Source organism: Pseudomonas sp. FSL R10-2964 (genome assembly GCF_009600035.1).
GTDB classification, from domain to species: domain Bacteria; phylum Pseudomonadota; class Gammaproteobacteria; order Pseudomonadales; family Pseudomonadaceae; genus Aquipseudomonas; species Aquipseudomonas bubulae.
Genome location: NZ_WIWH01000029.1, coordinates 1 through 18,690, shown reverse-complemented (window position 1 = coordinate 18,690; position 18,690 = coordinate 1). Strand labels below are relative to the sequence as shown.

General features: G+C 56.2%; 11 protein-coding genes and 4 pseudogenes. 6 read left to right on the top strand and 9 right to left on the bottom strand.

From position 1 onward, the window contains the following. Positions 1-16: 16 nt before the first annotated feature. Both GHN92_RS16575 and GHN92_RS16570 read left to right on the top strand, forming a co-directional pair. Positions 17-868: pseudogene (locus tag GHN92_RS16575) on the top strand (sensor histidine kinase); the annotation flags it as partial. Between the two features lie 72 nt (positions 869-940). After that, the gene (locus GHN92_RS16570) at positions 941-1,216 is read left to right on the top strand and encodes a peptidylprolyl isomerase (protein WP_083369510.1); all 276 of its coding nucleotides are present in this window, start codon (positions 941-943) and stop codon (positions 1,214-1,216) included. A gap of 61 nt (positions 1,217-1,277) precedes the next feature. Here the strand turns inward: GHN92_RS16570 and GHN92_RS16565 are convergent, their stop codons facing one another. From GHN92_RS16565 to GHN92_RS16550, 4 genes are all read right to left on the bottom strand, one after another. Continuing rightward, positions 1,278-3,530 (bottom strand): ATP-dependent DNA helicase, encoded by a 2,253-nt coding sequence (locus tag GHN92_RS16565; protein ID WP_133144576.1) that lies wholly within the window; start codon positions 3,528-3,530, stop codon positions 1,278-1,280. Then, positions 3,527-5,176 carry a VRR-NUC domain-containing protein gene (locus GHN92_RS16560; RefSeq protein ID WP_133144575.1) on the bottom strand — a complete coding sequence of 550 codons (1,650 nt, stop codon included), beginning with the start codon at positions 5,174-5,176 and terminating at the stop codon, positions 3,527-3,529. The genes GHN92_RS16565 and GHN92_RS16560 overlap by 4 nt, the downstream gene beginning before the upstream one ends. A gap of 152 nt (positions 5,177-5,328) precedes the next feature. Beyond that, positions 5,329-6,792 carry a hypothetical protein gene (locus GHN92_RS16555; protein ID WP_095019975.1) on the bottom strand — a complete coding sequence of 488 codons (1,464 nt, stop codon included), beginning with the start codon at positions 6,790-6,792 and terminating at the stop codon, positions 5,329-5,331. Between the two features lie 307 nt (positions 6,793-7,099). Then, positions 7,100-8,122 carry a zinc-dependent alcohol dehydrogenase family protein gene (locus tag GHN92_RS16550; RefSeq protein ID WP_095017976.1) on the bottom strand — a complete coding sequence of 341 codons (1,023 nt, stop codon included), beginning with the start codon at positions 8,120-8,122 and terminating at the stop codon, positions 7,100-7,102. 278 nt (positions 8,123-8,400) lie between these two features. Between GHN92_RS16550 and GHN92_RS16545 the strand changes: the two genes are divergently transcribed. Further along, a complete protein-coding gene (locus tag GHN92_RS16545) occupies positions 8,401-9,315 on the top strand; it encodes a LysR family transcriptional regulator (RefSeq protein WP_133144574.1) in 915 nt (304 codons plus the stop codon). 29 nt (positions 9,316-9,344) lie between these two features. Here GHN92_RS16545 and GHN92_RS16540 read toward each other — a convergent pair whose 3' ends face one another. After that, entirely contained in the window at positions 9,345-10,556 is a 1,212-nt protein-coding gene (locus tag GHN92_RS16540; RefSeq protein WP_133144573.1) for an MFS transporter, read from the bottom strand. A 116-nt stretch (positions 10,557-10,672) separates the two neighbouring features. On the opposite strand from GHN92_RS16540, the gene GHN92_RS16535 reads away from it, so the two are divergent. The 3 genes and pseudogenes from GHN92_RS16535 to GHN92_RS24455 all read left to right on the top strand — a co-directional run. Continuing rightward, a complete protein-coding gene (locus GHN92_RS16535) occupies positions 10,673-11,257 on the top strand; it encodes a flavin reductase family protein (RefSeq protein WP_133144572.1) in 585 nt (194 codons plus the stop codon). A 468-nt stretch (positions 11,258-11,725) separates the two neighbouring features. Next, positions 11,726-13,201, top strand: a pseudogene (locus GHN92_RS16530) (transporter substrate-binding domain-containing protein); the annotation flags it as partial. Between the two features lie 237 nt (positions 13,202-13,438). Beyond that, positions 13,439-13,525: pseudogene (locus GHN92_RS24455) on the top strand (histidine kinase dimerization/phospho-acceptor domain-containing protein); the annotation flags it as partial. A gap of 140 nt (positions 13,526-13,665) precedes the next feature. On the opposite strand, the pseudogene GHN92_RS16525 reads toward GHN92_RS24455, so the two are convergent. The 4 genes and pseudogenes from GHN92_RS16525 to GHN92_RS16510 form a co-directional block, all read right to left on the bottom strand. Beyond that, positions 13,666-15,477: pseudogene (locus GHN92_RS16525) on the bottom strand (transporter substrate-binding domain-containing protein); the annotation flags it as partial. 272 nt (positions 15,478-15,749) lie between these two features. Beyond that, entirely contained in the window at positions 15,750-16,448 is a 699-nt protein-coding gene (locus GHN92_RS16520) for a response regulator transcription factor (RefSeq protein WP_153380606.1), read from the bottom strand. A 127-nt stretch (positions 16,449-16,575) separates the two neighbouring features. Further along, positions 16,576-17,802, bottom strand: coding sequence for an EAL domain-containing protein (locus tag GHN92_RS16515; RefSeq protein ID WP_240043213.1), 1,227 nt, complete (start codon positions 17,800-17,802; stop codon positions 16,576-16,578). Positions 17,803-17,831: 29 nt separating this feature from the next. Beyond that, positions 17,832-18,497: a response regulator transcription factor gene (locus GHN92_RS16510; protein ID WP_095024706.1), complete on the bottom strand. Its 666-nt coding sequence runs from the start codon at positions 18,495-18,497 to the stop codon at positions 17,832-17,834. Positions 18,498-18,690: the final 193 nt, after the last annotated feature.

Genomic DNA, 18,690 nt, shown 5'->3' with positions numbered 1-18,690 from the left:
CTTGCAGGCCAGCGCCACCGAACAAGCTTTGCTTGAGCTTAACGAAACCCTTGAGGAGCGTGTGGCCGAGCGTACCCGGGCATTGGCCGAGGCCAATATGCAATTGCAGCTCGAGATACAGGAGCGGGCCCGTGCTGAGGAAGCCCTGCGCCACGGGCAAAAAATGGAGGCGGTAGGGCAATTGACGGGCGGCATCGCCCATGATTTCAACAATATGCTCACTGGCATTATCGCCAGCCTGGACCTGATGAAACGCTACATCGCGGCAGGCCGTATTGACGAGGTCGAGCGTTTTGCCGATGCCGCCGTCAACTCAGCGCAGCGCGCCGCCGCGCTGACCAACCGCTTGCTGACGTTCTCCCGTCGCCAGTCGCTGGATCGCAAGCCGCTGGACCCCAATCAGCTGGTGAAATCACTGCAGGAATTGTTCAGCAGCAGCAAAGGCGCGAATATCGACCTGATCCTGGAACTGGGGCAAAACATCTGGCCGGTCAATACTGACAGCGGCCAGCTCGAAAGTGCCCTGCTCAATCTGATGATCAATGCCCGGGATGCGATGCCCGACGGTGGCACCCTGGTGGTCAAAACCGCCAATCATTACCTCAATGCCAGCGATCTCGGCACTCTGGAATCAGTCAGCTCCGGGGATTACGTCATGCTCGAGGTCAGTGACAACGGCACCGGTATGAGCCCGCGGGTCCTCGCCAGGGCCTTTGACCCGTTTTTCACCACCAAGCCCGTGGGCCAGGGAACCGGGCTTGGGCTATCGATGATTTACGGCTTTGCCCAGCAGTCCGGCGGGCATGTCAGCATCAACAGCCTGAGCGGATGCGGCACCCGTGTGTGCTTGTACCTGCCGCGCCATCATCACCCGGAGGCGAAAACTCAGGCATAATCCGCGCCCGCGCACTATGCCCCACTGTTCCAAGGTACAGATCACATGAAAGCTCAAGCCCGCCATATTTTGGTGAAAACAGCCGAAGAGGCCGAATCGCTCAAACAACGCATCGCCAAAGGCGAAGCCTTCGATGTGCTGGCGAAAAAATTCTCCACCTGCCCGTCAGGCAAACGCGGCGGCGATCTGGGCGAAGTGAGGCCCGGGCAGATGGTTGGCATCATTGACCAGATCATCTTCAAAAAACCGCTGCGGGTGGTGCATGGCCCGGTCAAGAGCAAGTTCGGCTATCACTTGGTGCAAGTCTTTTACCGCGACTGAACAGCCCCCTGCCCTCTGACGGCACCCTCGAAGACAGGGTTTGGGGTACTCGAGATTTCGTTCACTGCAGTCGCCACCAGCGCGGCAGCAGTTGCTGCACCTTCGGCTCGGCAAAACGGTCATCAATCAGAAACAGCGTCCCCTGATCGTTCTGGGTGCGAATTACCCGGCCGGCGGCCTGCACCACTTTCTGCACACCCGGATAAAGGTAGGTGTAGTCATAACCGGCGCCAAACCGTGCCGCCATGCGCTGTTTGATCTGTTCATTGACCGGATTCAACTGGGCCAGACCGAGGGTGGCGACAAAAGCACCAATCAGCCGCGCGCCAGGCAAATCAATGCCTTCACCGAATGCCCCGCCCAGCACGGCAAAACCAACGCCCTGACTGGTCAGGGTGAACTGGTCGAGAAAGTCCTGACGTGCTGCTTCGTCCATTCGTCGTGCCTGCAGCCATCGTGATATCGACGGATGGCGCTCGGCCAGTAGTTCGGCAACCTGTTGCATATAATCAAAACTGCTGAAAAACGCCAGATAGTTGCCCGGACGCTGGCCGAACTGCCTGGCAATCAGCTCCACAATCGGCTCCAGCGAAGCCTGACGATGGACAAAACGGGTGGATATGCGGCTCACCACCTGCACGTCCAGTTGCTCGGCGCCAAATGGCGATTCGACATCCATCCATAGCGCATCCTCCGGCAAGCCCAACAGATTGGCGTAATAGGTTTGCGGGCTGAGGGTGGCAGAAAACAGCACATTGCTGTGAGCACTCGCCAGACGCGGGCCGATAAAACCGGCAGGCACAATGTTGCGCAGATTGAGTTGCGAGAGGCGGCGCTTGCCGCCTTCAACCAGGCTAACGTCGAACAGGAAATTGTCATCGAACAACTCCGCCACCCGATTGAACTGCAAGGCTTCGAAGTAGAACGCCTGCAGGTTTCCCGCCAGCCCATGGGGGTGATCGTTGAGGTAATCGCCTATGGCGGTGATGCAGGAAGACAAGGCATTCAGCCATTTGGCTGGCAGTTGCGGGTATGCCTGATAGGGGCCCGCCTGCGCCTTGTGCAGGGCACTCCATTCGCGGTCAAGGCGTATGAAGGGTTTGTCCAGCGGTGCCGGAGCCGTGTGCCGTACGCTGTTGAGGGTCTGCTGATCGAGGCTTGCGCTGTACATCCCGCGCGCCCGCTCGACCAGGTTATGGGCTTCATCCACCAGGGTCCCGACCCGCCACTGGTTGGCCTGGGCCAGACCATAAAGCAAGGCACTGAAGTCGAAGTAATAGTTGTAATCGGCAATCACCAGATCAGCCCAGCGCGCCATCTCCTGACTCAGGTAATAAGGACAGACCTCGTGCTCCAACGCGACATTGCGCAGGCTCTTCTGATCGAGGGGGGTTTGGCCAATCGCAGCCCTTCGCGCAGCGGGTAAACGATCGTAGAAGCCTCTGGCCAGAGGGCAAGAGTCACCATTGCAGGCGTTTTGCGGGTATTCACAGGCCTTGTCTCGCGCCACCAGCTCCAGCACCCGTAACGGAGCGTCCTGCCCCTTGGGAAAAAGCACCTGAATCGCATCGAGGGCGAGTTTGCGCCCCGGCGTCTTGGCCGTCAGAAACAGCAGCTTGTCGAGCTGCTGGCCGGGCATGGCCTTGAGCAACGGAAACAGGGTACCGATGGTTTTGCCGATCCCGGTAGGTGCCTGGGCCATCAGGCAGCGCCCGGTGCTGACGGTCTTGTATACCGCTTCTGCCAAAGCCCGCTGCCCGGTTCGAAACTGCTCATGGGGAAAGGCCAGGGCACGGGCGGCAGCATTCCTGGCTGCACGATGGGCCATTTCCTGCTCGGCCCAGGCCAGGAACAGCCCGCATTGCAGCTCGAAAAATTGCTGCAGGTCCGATGCTGACCAGGTTTCCTGCAGGCGGGTTTCCTTTTCACTGATAATGTCAAAATACACCAGCGCCAGGTCAACCTGTGGCAACTGCAGGCTCTGGCACAATAACCAGCCATAGACCCGGGCCTGAGCCCAATGCAGTTGACGGTGGTTGGCCGGTATTGCAGTGAATTCGCCGCGAAAGGTTTTCACTTCTTCCAGGACATTGGCCGCGGGGTCATAACCGTCTGCACGACCGCGAACGCTCAAGGCGCCGAACTGTCCTTCCAGGCTCAGCTCCGCCTGATACTCCGGGCTGCGCCGCGAGGCAACCGTGCGATGCCCGGCTATGCCCTGTTGCGCCGTGGGCGAAGGGGTAAATCGCAAGTCCAGATCGCCAGTCTTGGCGGTGAATTCACACAAGGCACGCACTGCAACGCGATAATTCACCCTTGCAGCTCCTGCCATTGCACATAACACACGGTCACCGGCATCCCGTGCTCTTCACAAAAGGCCAGCCAGCGCAGTTGGTTGTCCTGCAGACGGTCACCCGGGCCTTTGACCTCAATCATGCGATAGGTGTGTTGCGCCGAAAAAAACTGGATCAGGTCGGGCATACCGCTGCGATTGGCCCTGATATCCAGCAACAGACGCCGAAACCAAAGTTTCAAGTGCGCAGGGGGCAAACACCGTAATGCCTCTTCCAGCAGGTTCTGATTCAGGTGATTCCAGGCCACGAAGTTAGACTGCACGCCAAATTTGGCAGCATAGGTGTCGCGGATAGTGGTCAGGTAACGGCCATCATCGAGCTGCGCCAGGCAAGCCTCGAACCTGTCGGCACGCTGCTGATAGAAATCATCTTCCAGCATGTCTGCCGGACCACTCTGATACGGGTGAAAAAAGGCGCCCGGCAAGGGTGCGAAAATCGCCGGCCAACACAGCAGACCGAAGAGCCCGTTAACCAGGGTGTTTTCCACGTAATGCACAGGCGCTGCAGCGCTGTGCAAGTGCGCGGCAGCCATTAGCTCGACACTGGCCGCTTCGTCCCGTGGCAGGCTCAGGTCGAGCCGGTCGGGTGCCATTGCCTGGGCCACGGGCAATGGCGCCAAGCCCAGCTTGCGGCGCAAGCGCGGGATGATTCGTCGCAGATGCTGAAGCTCGGCATCAGTCAGTGGGGCCTGTTGCGCGTCTTCGGCCAGCTGCAATGCCGGTGCATAGTGCGCCTGACGTTCGAGCACGCGAATGCTGCGCTGGCGTGCCTCGGGGTGCAGGCTGTGCTGATAGACCTCCAGTGCCCGCGTCAGATCCCCTGCCCGCTCCAGATGCTGACCCAGCTGAAACAACAAGCGCCCGCGGCGCCGTTGCAGCCAGCGGTTGCCTGCCTGGTAGTCGAGCACCTGTTGCAGCACGGCAGCGGCATCGCCACTGAGCTCAAATTGCTCGCGACAGGCATGGAGCTGCAAATAGCCCTCTATATCGGCCCGGCACCCCAGAGCACGGGACTCGTGGCTGAAATCGACCTTCTCATAGGTAAACAGGCCGAGGTCGGCCAGTACCAGATCGGACCAGCTCTGCCCCAGGTTGCCAAAAAACATCAGCCGCAGGCGGTCACACAGCGCTCGGTGGTTGAGGGTGTAAAGCGGCTCGGTAAGGCCGGGATGCCATTGGGAAAGGGGTTGGCGCTGGGTAAAGTCGGCAGCCAGTTGCTCGAACCAGTCCGTTTTTTTACCCTTGGGTTGCGTGATACGGGCACTGAAACAGGCCAGGATTTCCGCTTTTTGCAGTACGTCAAACACGTCGGCCAAGGCCAAGGGCGCCTGATTATCCAGCCAGCCAAGGGCCAGCAAGGGGGCCGCCGCCAGCGCGGTATCACCGATTTCCGGGTAATTGAGCCTGCCGGCCCGGAAGTGATCGCCCTTGCGCATGATCATGCGCACCCACAGCGCTTGCGAGGAGCCGGGTAATTGGGCAAAACCTGCGATAAACCGTTGCTCGTCGACAGTCAGCACGTCTTCATAACGGGCAGCGATCCAGTCAAGCACATGCCGGAAGTTTTTCAGGTAGTAAAACGGGTCTTCGAGGGGATTGGAAATCACAGGCAGAACTAACCACTGAGCATGAATACTGGATATGCGTACAGATATCAGTTTGCCCGGGGCTCTGGCAAATGCTATTGGATGAGCGGTGCGTTCGCCGGGTCCCCGCCAGCAGGCCGGGGTGGTACTCACCCGCCCCCAAACCACCTGCCTTAGCCCGCAAGTACTGGGTGCCAGGGTTTTTTGCTTGGGTCGTGAGCGCACAATGTGGCAATCAGGGTGTTGCTTGTTCTCACGTCTGTTTTTTCCATGTGATAAAGCGCTTGCAACGATGCAAGGGGCAGTCCGCTTACAGACTCCAGCCAGGCGATATCGACCTGCGAAGAGCTGTCCGGGTCCATCAGTACCCGTCGAAACTCGTGGATGTATTGCAATTTTTCGGGGTAGCAGTTTTGTAGAAAGGACTCCAGGTCATCGGCTTTATTAACAAAAGGCGAACATATAAAGCAGCCCAACTGTTCATTATTGACACCGTGCAGTTCACCCAGGTACTGAGTGGCGACACCGTGCAACTTTCTAATTCGTTTCGGTGTATTGAACGAAGCGCCGAGCCTCTTTATCAATTGACCTTTAAACCGTTCATTGCACTGATTTTCCAGCGATGCACGGCGCAAGTAAGCATCCGCACCGACACTGTATTCCACCCCGTACTGGTAAGTGCCACGCAAACCCTGGAGGTGGGCAGCCACTAACACGACCGCCGCTTGCGGCTCCTCAATGTCCAGCATTTTTATATTCCATGGTCCCTCCACAAACATCAGTACCTGAGAACTCAACACGTCCGCTTCGTGGCATAAACAATCAAAAATATTGATCACGTCAATATCATTGCTGCCGCCACTGATTGCAGAAAACTCACCCCGATACGCGGGAGGCAATTTCAAGAACTCTTTATAGTCATCATCCAGCTTGCTGCACAACTTGACTGCGTTTTCAAAACTTTCATGGTCATCACCCGGCGGTGCATGCCCGTGCTGCTCTGCAACCTGCTGGATCCACGTCACGTATTGCCCCAGATGGCTGGGCGGGCGCCGGTCAATCAGGGCGTCCACCCTGGCGCCCCATCTGCATGCCTGACGGTACAGCTTGGCCCGGGCCAGCAGGTCGGAATAAAAGAATGTCGCTCTGGCGTCGCCTTGGGTCAGGTGTCCTGACATCAGCACCTGAGTACGATTCATCACCGAAGGCAGGCTCTCGAAAACCGTCTGTTTATGCAGCCTGGTTGTACTCTGCTCATCGACAATCAATAACTCGACACGCATATCTTCATAGATAAACAACTCGTTGCACTGGGTCTGAATTCGCTCCATCACATTGGCGGTCATGCGTGGCTGGCGCAGTATCGCAATGCGCAACTTGAACGTCTCTGGCGAGCGCCCGGCAATACTCAGTTGTGCGGCGCGTAAAAAAGCCAATGTATAGGCACACTCCTTGCCGCCCTCATGAACCACCATTACCCGGTAATTCCCTATGCGCTCCACGCCACCGGCCGCCACTAATAAACGTTGAATCAACAACTGCAATGCAATGCGCTCGGGACGACTGAAACACCCCAGAAGCCGATGCAGAACTTGTTGATACACAAAGCCCATGGCCTGTTCATGAAAGTTGTTCATGGATTATCCTCCGGATCGAGCTTCTTATTATCAGCACGCCCAATTAGACGCGCCCAGATTTACTGCAACTCTTGGACCCGGAAGAGACGAGACGCACATACGCACAGGAACAAACCTACAAAAACCACTCAATAGAATACATACTTTATTATGCTGCACTCTTATGACATGTTCTTCAGTCGCACTTTCTTTCTGGATAAAGCAATCCAAAAGTCCGCTGGGGCCAGACACAAAAAAATGCGGCCCTGAACACTATGTTCAGGGCCGCGTTTATGAGACGGGAAGTTTTGCGCAGCCTTGTCAGGCTTCAGGTCGCTGACACTTGCAAAGCAACTCGCCCCCGGCACGGACAACCATCCATATAACGATGGGCTTCTACAAAGTCCTCAAAAGGAAACACCTTGATCTCCAGCGGTGTGAGCACCCGGTCAGCAGTTAGCTGGTTGATATCACGCAAGGCACGTTTCATCGCCTCTTCGTCCTGTGCGATACCCAGCTCGGGCTTGCCAGTGAAGTTACCGATGCAGTGCACGAAGAACTTGATGTTCTTCTGAAAGCACGCACAGCCCGGAAACCCTGTCTGGTTACCGCCTTGCAAACCATACAGAACAAGGCTGCCACGAGGCGCCAGGACATCACCCAGCACTGACATTTGCGGGCCACCCAGACCATCGAGCACCACATCCACGCCCTTGTTGTCGGTGATCTTGTTGATCTGCATCAGCAAGTCCTGCTCTTCGGTGACAATCACCTTGTCGGCACCCAGTGCCAGCAGGCACTCGCGCTCACTGGCGTCCTTGGTCGCAGCAATCACCTTCAGGCCCATCGCCTTGCCCAACTGCACGAACGAAGGACCGGCGCAATGGCTGGCATCGGTGATCAGTACGGTCTGCCCGGGCTTGACCTGGGCCAGATCGACATATGCGAAATAGGCGATCAACAGCGGTGTGTAATGTACGCTGGCCTCTACCGCAGACAATACGTCCGGGTAGCGGGTCAGCGTGGAGCGTGGCATCAAAATCAGCTCGCCATAGGTCGGGTAGTCATTGGCGCTCTGGCCCGGAAAGCTGGCGACCTTGTCACCAATCGCCAGATCATCAACCCCGGCACCGACGGCGGTGACGATACCTGCCATTTCATGGCCGATACCCGCAGGCAAACGGGCGTGGCTGGGGGCCAGGTTCTGCCGCCAGAGCACGTCATACCAGCTGATGCCAATGGCTTGAACACGGACCTGCACTTCGCCGGGAGCAGGCGCGGCGACTTCGTGCTCTTCGCACTTGAGCACCTCGGCCGGACCAAACTTGTGAAAACGGATCGTGCGCGACATTACCAACCTCGCCTAATTAATCGCTAATACCACGGGACTTTATCCGGGCTTTGTGCGCAAGACTAACAGACAGCATTAATAGTCGACATGCCTGGCATTGATCCGCCGACAGGTTTACAGCGAGCAGAAGCCCTGAAAAACCGGGGAAACCACCATAAACAGGAGTTAAACCTCCTACAGTCAAGCAAGAAAGAAAATCTACCGAGTGACGAAAAAACAGTTTTGCCAGTAAGATCCGTTACCTCACTACCTGTTGAACCGACTGCGAAGCCTGCCCGATGAACCGTAACGACTTGCGTCGCGTCGATCTGAATCTGCTGATCGTCTTTGAAACCCTGATGCATGAACGCAGTGTGACCCGTGCAGCCGAGAAGCTGTTTCTGGGCCAGCCGGCCATCAGTGCGGCGCTGTCACGCTTGCGCAATCTGTTCGACGATCCGCTTTTTGTCCGTACCGGGCGCAGCATGGAGCCGACTGCCCGGGCGATCGAGATCTTTGCCCTGCTCTCGCCTGCCCTTGACTCGATTTCCACGGCGGTGAGCCGCGCTTCAGAGTTCAACCCGGCGACCAGCACCTCAGTGTTTCGTATCGGCTTGTCGGACGATGTCGAATTCGCCCTGCTGCCGCTGCTGCTCAAGCGCTTGCGTGCAGAAGCACCGGGTATCGTCCTGGTTGTCCGCCGCGTCAACTACATACTGATGCCGCCACTGCTGGCCTCGGGCGAGATTTCGGTGGGCGTCAGCTACACCAGCGACCTGCCTGCCAACGCCAAGCGCAAAGTACTGCGCCGTAGCCGTCCCAAACTGTTACGTGCCGACACCATGCCCGGCCCCCTGAGCCTGGACGACTTCTGCGAACGCCCCCACGCACTGGTGTCGTTCGCCGGTGACCTGAGCGGGTTTATCGATACCGAACTGGAAAAAATGGGCCGCAAACGTCATGTGGTGCTCGCCGTACCGCAGTTCAATGGCCTGAGCACCCTGCTGGCAGGGACCGATATCATCGCCACCGTGCCCGACTATACGGCTGAGGCCCTTACCGCAGCGGGGGGCGTACGTGCCGAAGATCCGCCGCTGAACACGCAAAGCTTCGAGTTGCATATGGCCTGGCGCGGCGCCCAGGACAACGATCCCGGGGAGCGCTGGTTGCGATCAAGGATTCAGATGTTTTTCGGGGATCCGGACAGCCTTTGACACCTGCAAGGCGCAGGAGCAATTACCACTCACCTGGCAAAATCCTGCTGTGACTGAGCCTGTGCTGCAACATTCAGCGTGCGCAGGCCAAGCAATACAATCAGCACCATCACCGCTCCGGCGACAATAGGAACGGCAAAACCGGCGCGGGCGCCCCAGGCGTCGATCACCAGGCCTGCCACCACCCCGCCGAATGCCACGCCGATGCTGATGCCAGTGGACATCCAGGTCAGACCCTCAGTGACCCGCTGCGGCGGCAATATAAGCGTGCCCAGGTTCATGACAATCACCATGGTTGGTGCGAAAGACACCCCGGAAACAAACAGCAACAGGGCCAGGACATAGACACCGGATGAAAAAATCGGCAATACCGCAGTGATGGCCGTGACCAGAATCCCGATAAAAAATTGCTGTGCCATGGGCATGGCAATTCTGAAAGCGCCAAAGGCCAGACCGGCAATCAATGACCCCAGAGCATAGGCGGCAAGGATAAAACTGGCAGATGCCGGCCAGTCATGGGCGTTGGCAAAGGCAACCACGGCCACATCGACGGAGCCGCCGATAACGCCCATGCCCAGCAAGGCCAGGACAATGGTAGGCAGGCCCGCAAGACGCCAGGTCGAGCCTGTATGAGTGCTGGCCGATTTGATGATCTGTGGCTCAGTCTGGCGCTGCATCACAAACGCCGTAACGCCCACCGCCAGCAATACGGCCACCGCCAGGGGCCCGGCTTCGGCAAACAGCCCGGTGCTCAGGCCAATCGCCAGGGGCGGCCCCAGGATAAAGGCCATTTCAGTTAGCACGGTATCCAGGGAGAACGCGGTATGCAGCAGCGACTTGCCGCGAAAAAGCTGGGTCCAGCGCGCCCTGGTCATGGCCGGCATGCTTGGCATGGTGCCTGCCAGTGCCGCCAGAACAAACAGCAACGGTGCGTCGGCACGCAGATGTGCTGCGGTGATCAACGCCAGCAGCATGGCGATGCTGAATGCGGTAAACACCGGCAGCACCCGGCGCTGGCCCAACCGGTCGACGCGTTTTGATATCTGCGGCCCCACCAGGGCATTGGCCAGGGTAAAGGTTCCGGCCACCGCCCCGGCCAGCCAGTAAAGCCCTGTTTGCTGCACCAGCATGGTGATGATGCCGATGCCGATCATTGCCTGCGGCAAACGGGCAATCGAACTTGCCACCACCAACCCCATGACGCCAGGTATTGCCAGAAGTTCGCGGTAAGGGTTGGCCATGGTTATTCCTGTTCAAAGACGCTTCAGATAAAGAATCCAGCGTCGTATCCTTCTGGCGATAAGTCAAAGCCGGCGGCCTTGACCGCACTTTAAAACTGCCCGATTGCGGAGCCACAATGCACGAACATATTGCAGCCGTCCCTCTGGACAAAGCCTACCGACTGCTTAATCACGGCCCGACGATTCTAGTCTCGTCCCGCCATGCAGGGGTGCAGAATGTCATGGCAGCAGCCTGGGCATGCGCCCTGGACTTCGACCCGCCCAAGCTGACCGTGGTACTGGATAAAAACGTGAAAACCCGCGCCTTGGTGGAAAACAGCGGGGTCTTTGTGATCCAGGTACCTACCGTAGCCCAAATCAGGCTGACCAGCCTGGTGGGCAGCGTCAGCCTGGTCGATGACCCGGACAAACTCGAGCATTGTGCGGTGCAACTGTTCGAGATGCCTGGCCATGATCTGCCATTTGTTGAAGGTTGCTCAGCCTGGCTGGCCTGCAAGTTGATCCCCGAACCGCACAACCAACAAACTTACGACCTGTTTATCGGGGAAGTGGTTGGGGCCTGGGCCGACACTCGCGTTTTCAGCGAAGGTCACTGGCACTTTGAAACTGCCGCCCCGACCTTGCGCAGCCTGCATTACATCGCCGGAGGACATTACTACGCTATCGGCCAGGCGCTGGATGTGGATGAAAGCAATCTGTAGAGGCGCTTCCTGTCGTTGCGGGTATCAATCACCGTGGCAGTAATCGACACGCCGGGCGAGTTCTTCGACGTTCCGCGGTACTGCCTGAAAAAAACGTCCAGCCATGCCTGAACCGATTTACCCCGGGACTACAGCCAAAGCGGCGTCCGGCGAGCTGGGTCTGGTTGCGTTTGGCAGGCAGTGACGTGCCCATCGCAGGCAAATCAGCGCTAACGATCATTAACCCTCAGCGGCATATCACATACTCATCTCTGGCACAGATGCCCGCTTCAAACCGAATTTAACCCTCATAACACTGAGGTTTTCTGTTACCGAGTACAGTTTTATTGTGTATTAATTGCGGATAAGCGCAACGATCAGAACTGTCTGTGCCCGCACATTCAGCCGCCAGAGAAAACCTGGCTCAGTTGAACAATCCTGCCCAAGAGTGACAACTTGAAATCACTGCCACTGCAACACGTTTTCGGGATGTTTCTGCTATTACTGGTTTCATGCAGTTCATTGGCCGATGGCAACCCCCTTGGAATCCATGCGCGACAGCCCTTGGAGGGGCTGAAGGTGCATCTGGATGCGGCGACAAAAGCGTGGGTACTGGAGAAGCACACGCTGATTGTCGGCGTGTCAGAGGGCAATTATCCACCCTACAAAATCATTACGGCGCGCGATGAGCTGGAAGGCATTGCCGCCGACTATCTGTCGGCCTTGCAGCGTGAGTTGGCGCTGAAGCTGGTCATTCGCCGCTTCACTTCAACCGATGCGCTGTACCAAGCCTTGCGCGAAGGTCAGATAGATCTGGTGGCCGTCGCAACTTCGACTGAGGCCAAACACTATCAGGTGCAATCAAGCCCGCCCTACGCGTTTACCGAGCTGGCATTGTTCACCGAAGCCGGAGATCTGCACGACTACGACATGCAAGCGAGTGCCACCCAAATTGCCTTCGCCGACGAACAGTTCCAGGAGTTGTACAAACAGACTGGCGGTCAGGGTACCACTACCCTTTACCCTTCAATTCGCGATGCCATGTCAGCGGTCTTGAGCGGAAAGTCCCAGGCCTTTATGGGTGATACTTTCTCCAGTCGCTATCTGTCTGCCCAATTGTTCAGCAATCAGCTGGTCGTCAATCAGAGTACCCGCCTGGCAGAAATCCCAGTGGGCTTTGCCTTCAACGCCTCCAACACCATGCTCGGTTCTGTGCTGAATCAAACACTGGGCGGCCTCTCGCGATGTTACCTGGCCGCTGCCATGCGCATCTGGGGTGACTCAGAGGGATGCGACATGAGCAGCTTTCGCCTGCACCTCAGCAAGCCCGAAGTGGCCTGGCTCGACAAGGCAAGTGTGGTCAAGCTGGCCATCAGTGAAGATTTGGCGCCTTACAGTTTTTTTGACAACAGGGGCAGACTCAACGGTATTGCCTCAGAACTTCTGGATATCGTGCGACGTAAAACCGGCATCCGCTTTGAGATCATTCGCGTCAGTTCCCTGAGTGATGCACTGGGTTTGCTCAGCCAGGGTGAAGCTGACCTCAGCGTTTTATTCCATACCAGTGCAACACAGGGGGATTATCTGTATAGCCGGCCTTTCGTGACCGCCCCCTACCTGATCGTCACCCGACGAGAAGACACTTCACTCACCGCACTGCACGCACACACTGCTGCCTCACTGGCGGTAGCCAAAAACCAAGTGCCGCCCGAGTTGCTCCACAACTATCCAAACCTTCGCTTGATAGAGGCGACTACGACCGCCGATGCACTTAATCGAGTGCGCGGCGGCGAAGCGGACTTCTCCCTGGTACCCGCTAATATGGCGCGCTACTACCTGTCCTATAAGTATGAGAACAGCCTGAAAATAAACGGTGTGATTAACCATAATGATGCACAGGTCACCTTCGCCACACCGTCGAAAGCCCCTTTGCTAATGTCGATTCTAGACAAAGCACTGGCTGAAATAACCCCTGAGCAAGTCATACATATAACCGGTCGCTGGCGGGCCAACGCGGCAACTGACGACAAACATTGGGAAGGTTTAGCCTCCACCACCTGGAGTACCCTGGGCGCACTGTGCGTGCTGCTCATCGTGGCGGCATTGCTGATCGTCGCGCAACGGCGGCGGATCATACGCAAGCAGCTAGACCTGCATCAGCGCCAGCTTATTCTTGATGAACTGGAGGTCACCAAAGAGGCTGCGGAAAAGGCCAACCGCAGCAAGTCGGTTTTTCTGGCGACCATGAGCCATGAAATTCGCACACCGCTGAACGCACTCATCGGGGTGCGAATCTCATGACTCATGGTCGTCAGGAAGGTGGTCTTGGCCCTGTTTGAATTGTCTGCCTGGTGCTTGGCCGCACGTAATTGCTCAATAAGTTCGCGTCGTTCACTGATATCGATCCAGCCACAAATAACACCCTGAACTTGCCCGCCAGTATCATGAAATGGCTGAATCCAATGGTAAATGATCTGTTTCGAGTCACCCACGTGTAACGTGCGATCAACCACGTAGGGCTCGTCCTGCTGGATGACCCGCATATAACCGGCGTGGAACTGCATGGCCTCGTCGCTGTTGTGCTTGGCGCTTTGCAGCGCGGTTTTGCCGATAACCTCCTCACGGGCGACAGAAAATGTTTTCAGGTAATGAGTGTTGCAAGTCACCATTACGCCTTGACGATCACGTACGTAGATCGGGTGCGGAGTGCCGTTGATCAGTGCCTCCATAAAGGCCAACTGATCACTGAGGGCCAACTGTGCACGCTTGCGCTCGCGAATCTGTCGGCGGATGTAAATATTCCAGACCAATGAGCAAAAAACGAAAAGGAAGGCGACTCCAGCCATCTGGTAAATAAGGGCTTTATAGTTTCTCCATTTCATGACCTCAAACACTGCAACGGGACGCCAGCGATTAAGTACCAGATTAATTTCGTCACGGGTAATACTGCGAAGCGCCTTGTCGATAATTGAGATCAATTCGGTCTCACCGCGCTGGGCCGCAAAGGCCAGGGCGCCATACTCACCTTGCAGGATATTGCTGATGCGCAACTTGCCTGGGTACAGATGCTGAAGGTAGTAGCGGGCGCCGTGCAGTGTGGCGAAGGTCGCGTCTGCCCGCCCATCGGCAACCATCGCGAGGGACTCGAGAATGGTAGATGAGTCAATGACTTCGATATCCTTGTAGGTACCCAGCACGTTGCGCTCGGCCGCCATCATCGGCACAGCGACCCGCTTGCCACGCAAACCCTGAAGACTTGAAGGCGGGTCGGCCACGTCACGGGTGACAATCACAAACGAACTGAACATAAAGGGCTTGCTGAACCGCAGGCTGCTCTCACGCTCAGCCGTGTGCGCAGCCAAGGTCAGATCCGCGCTGTTATCCGACAGAGAGCTGAGCAGGCTGGCAAAACTGTCAGTGCGAACCGCTACAAATTGCACCCCCGTACGCCTGTTAATCAACTCCAGCAGTTCCGAACTCATTCCACTAAAACGCCCCTCGGCATCAAAGAAAGCAAAAGGCGCCAAGTCATCATTAACCACGAAACGCACAACCGGGTGACGCTCTATCCAGCGTTGCTCATTGATCGACAGGTCAATTTGCCGGGCCGATAGCATGGCCCCACCCCCGGACCAGCGTTTCACGATCTGCTGCAGACTCTTTTCGTCCATTGCGCTGATTGCACTGTCCAGCACCGTTTTCAACCGTGTGTTGCCAGGCTGAATGGCGAACGCGAAGCCGCCACTGTGCACATCGACAAAACGCTCAAGACGCACATCGTTGAAATAATTCAAGTTGATCAGATAGTTGCTCGACAACCCGTCTCCCAGGTAACCATCAAGACCGCCGAACGCGAGCGCAGCCAAAGCCAGGTTACGTGATGCGTAAGCAATAAACCGGGCATCGGGATACCGTATTGCAAGCTGGCTGTAGGGGAGATAGTCCGCAGCTACCGCTATGCGCTTTCCTGCCAGGTTGGACGGCAACGGTTGCTGATCTGCGTAACGGACAAATAGGGCTGGCTGGTCTTGCACATAAGGTTTACTGAGTAGCGCATTATTGCCAAGTACCTCAAGAGCGCTGGAGCTGCCCAACAGATCAATTTCGCCACGTTCGAGTGCGGCCAACGCACTGCCCCGATCAGCAAAGCGGCGAAGCTTTGTATCGATATGAAGTGTTTGCCCCAAATAGCACACTACGTCTGCAGTAATACCCTCGTAAAACGGGGAACCCGCGGTCATCTCAAAAGGCGGGTAATCGGGTTGGGCGACGCCAATCACCAATGCACGCTTTTGCCTGAGCCACTGCCAGTCATCATTGGCAAGAGAGACTTGCGCCGCTGGGCAGTAATCACGCTCCTCCAGCCGCAGCAGCCCCTCGTCGTTGGCTGCAAGCAGCGAATCATATGGAAAAAAATGCATCACAACGATCGCTAACACCGCGCGTTTAATGGCAGCGCCAAGTGATACCGCAACCCCTGTTACAACTCCGTTGTGTATCAACCAGGGTGCAATCACTGCTGATCGAGGTTGTGTTGCAACCTGAACAATTCAAGATCGGTGCGTATACCCAGCTTTCTGAAGGCCGCCTGCTTCTGCCCGCTGATGGTTTTAGGGCTGCGCATGAATTTGAGTACAATCTGCGAAACCTGCATGCCCTCCAGGCAACACCGCAGCACCTCACGCTCTTTGGGTGAAAGCGCAACGTTACCGACGAGCAAGGTATCGCCAGCCGGGTCTTCGCCCGTGTCACAGGGGCGCTCATGGCCAGGAATCGGCTTTTTGTCGAGTTCATGGGCCATCATCGACGACAGGTACAACTGCCCCGATGCCACGGTGCGAATGGCCAGGATGAGATCGTCAACCGGTTGAGACTTCCCCAAGAAACCATTCGCGCCTGCGCCAATGGCTAGCTTGACTATTGCAGGCTTCTCCGCCGAAGAAGAAATGAGGATAAGCAGTTGCGGATATTGCTTTCGCAGCAAGCGAATCAGGTTCAGACCATCCAGCTCGCCATCATGCAATTGATAGTCCAGTACCAATAGATCAATCGTCTGCACCCGCAGGGCCGAAATCAACTCGGCGCTTGCGCTGTACACGCCGACCACCGCCAGGTCAGTCTCCCGGCTCAGCCGCGAGTTCAAGGCCAGTCGAATAAGAGAATGATCATCCAGCACGGCAACACGTAAGGGTGTGACAACAGAAAACTGCATTCTTTGTCTCCGGATCGCTCACGTTTTAATCATTAAAAACATAGGAAAAGTCTGAACGATGCACAAGACAATGCATATAGGGATTGCCTCAAAATCAGCCGCTGAGAGGGTTCGGCGTAAAAATATTTCACCCCGCAGGGTGCAAAGCTGCGCGCCATATCGACGGATCGCCTGAAAAGGTCCAGGTCATCAACTCTGCCTCGCTCATTGGTCGGGCATACAAATACCCCTGCCCCAACTGGCAACCCATGCCTTGCAGGCAGCGTAATTGCGCTACGGTTTCTATCCCCTCGACAACCACCTGCATATCCAAAGACCGCGCAAAGTGCAGGACACTCCTGATCACTGCAACTGAGCGATTGCGCTTAAAGTCGCGGATAAAACCGCCATCCAGTTTCACCTCGTTAAACGGCAACTGGCACAACCGCTCAAGCGATGAGTAGCCGACACCAAAGTCATCCATCGACAAGTTGCAACCCAACATGCGCAGCCCAAACATGCTCGCCATGCACCTCCCGGGGGCTAGCAAAAGACCGGTTTCCGTAAGTTCAAACGTCAGGCTTGCCGGTGCTGCATGGTGTTTATTCAGCACCTGCCTGATCCGGTCAACGAAGCGCGGGCATTCCAGTTGCGTTGTATCCAGATTGAACGCAAGGTTGAACCCATTTCCACCCGCCTGCATAAACTGCTGCAAACGCAGCCCTTGCTCAAATACTCTGAAGAAGACCTTATCGAGCAACCCCAACTGAACGACAGCGGGAAGAAATGCCTCCGGCGACAACATGTCACCCTGCGCCCGCTGCCATCTGAGCAACACCTCGGCACCCTGGATCAATCCACTGCCCAGATGGAATTTTGGCTGAAACCAGGCACAAAACTCTTGCCGATCGATGCCTTCGAGTATGTCCTCATCATCAGGTTCAGATCCCGAGTCACAGGGCTGTCCAATACCGGTTTGACTGGCTCGACCGCTTGCACAGTAAGCTTGCAACAACAGGGCAAGCTCCTCTGCCACGAGTGGCCGGACTGCATTGCCCAGCCACTCCAAGCCCTGCAGCCTTACGATTTGCTCCACGGTATACACCAGCTCATCGGGTATCGAACTGCAGATAATCACCGCATTGACCAAACCTGCCTCACGTGCCTGACTCAAAAAGCACAACCCATCGGTTGCCAGGGTCTGCAAATCACATAACACGATATCAACGCCTCCGTGCAGGTGCAGCAATGACAGGGCGGCCTCCCCGCAAGAGGCTTGCAAGACATCAATGCACCCCATATCAAGCAACGTATTGACTGCAACAGCACGCTGTAAATCGTGACGCTCAAACATCAGCAAACGCAGTGTGTTCAAAACATCTTTCCCGTTTGAAATACAACTGTTCAAGAGAAACGCAGGGGCAGACGCCGGAACAAATCAAGATCATTTCTCAAGCCCAGCTTTTTATAGGCTGCACGTTTCTGAGCGTTGATCGTTTTGACACTTCTTGTGAAGCCCGCCGCTATTTGTGTGTCGGTCAATCCGGCCACACACAAATGCAGCACTTCTCGCTCTTGTGACGTCAACATTACGCGATCCAACAGGCACACCCGCGTTGCACTTCCATCACCTGCATGGGTACCGACCGGCATGTCGAAGGTCGCTTGCAAAATCAACCTGGAGCAGAAATAAAACTCTCCGTTGGCCAGGCTGCGAATGGCTGTTACATAGCTATCCAGTGGTTGTGTCTTGCAAATAATGCCGTGAGCCCCTGATGCCATGAGCAATACAGCTGTCGGCAGATGCGGCTGATCCAGCAAAACCAGAATTCTCAGTGTCGACTGTTCTATGCTGAGTGCCCTGATAAGCGCAACCGTATCATTCCCCTCTGACAAGTGCCCTATCAGCAGCAAGTCAAACTCATCCTCGGAAACACCACGCATAGCGATATCGCAACGTCCATAGGAACCAACAACCGTGATATCAGGCTGTTCGAAAAGATGCAAACACAAGCCATAACGGGCTATCTCATGGGTATCCAGAACACCTACCCTGATGGACTTAAACATTGCAAGGCTCCATAACCTATCAGCCAATTTGCCCGCCGCATTGACTGGAGCAGACAGAAGGAAAACTTCAAAAGATAATTTTAATATTCATAAAAGCGGTTTCTGATACGCCTGTTCTAGGCTCTGTACGTAAAGTATTGTCGCAAGCACCGCATAGCGCAGGCCAATGAGACCATCGCCGCAAAACTTGTTG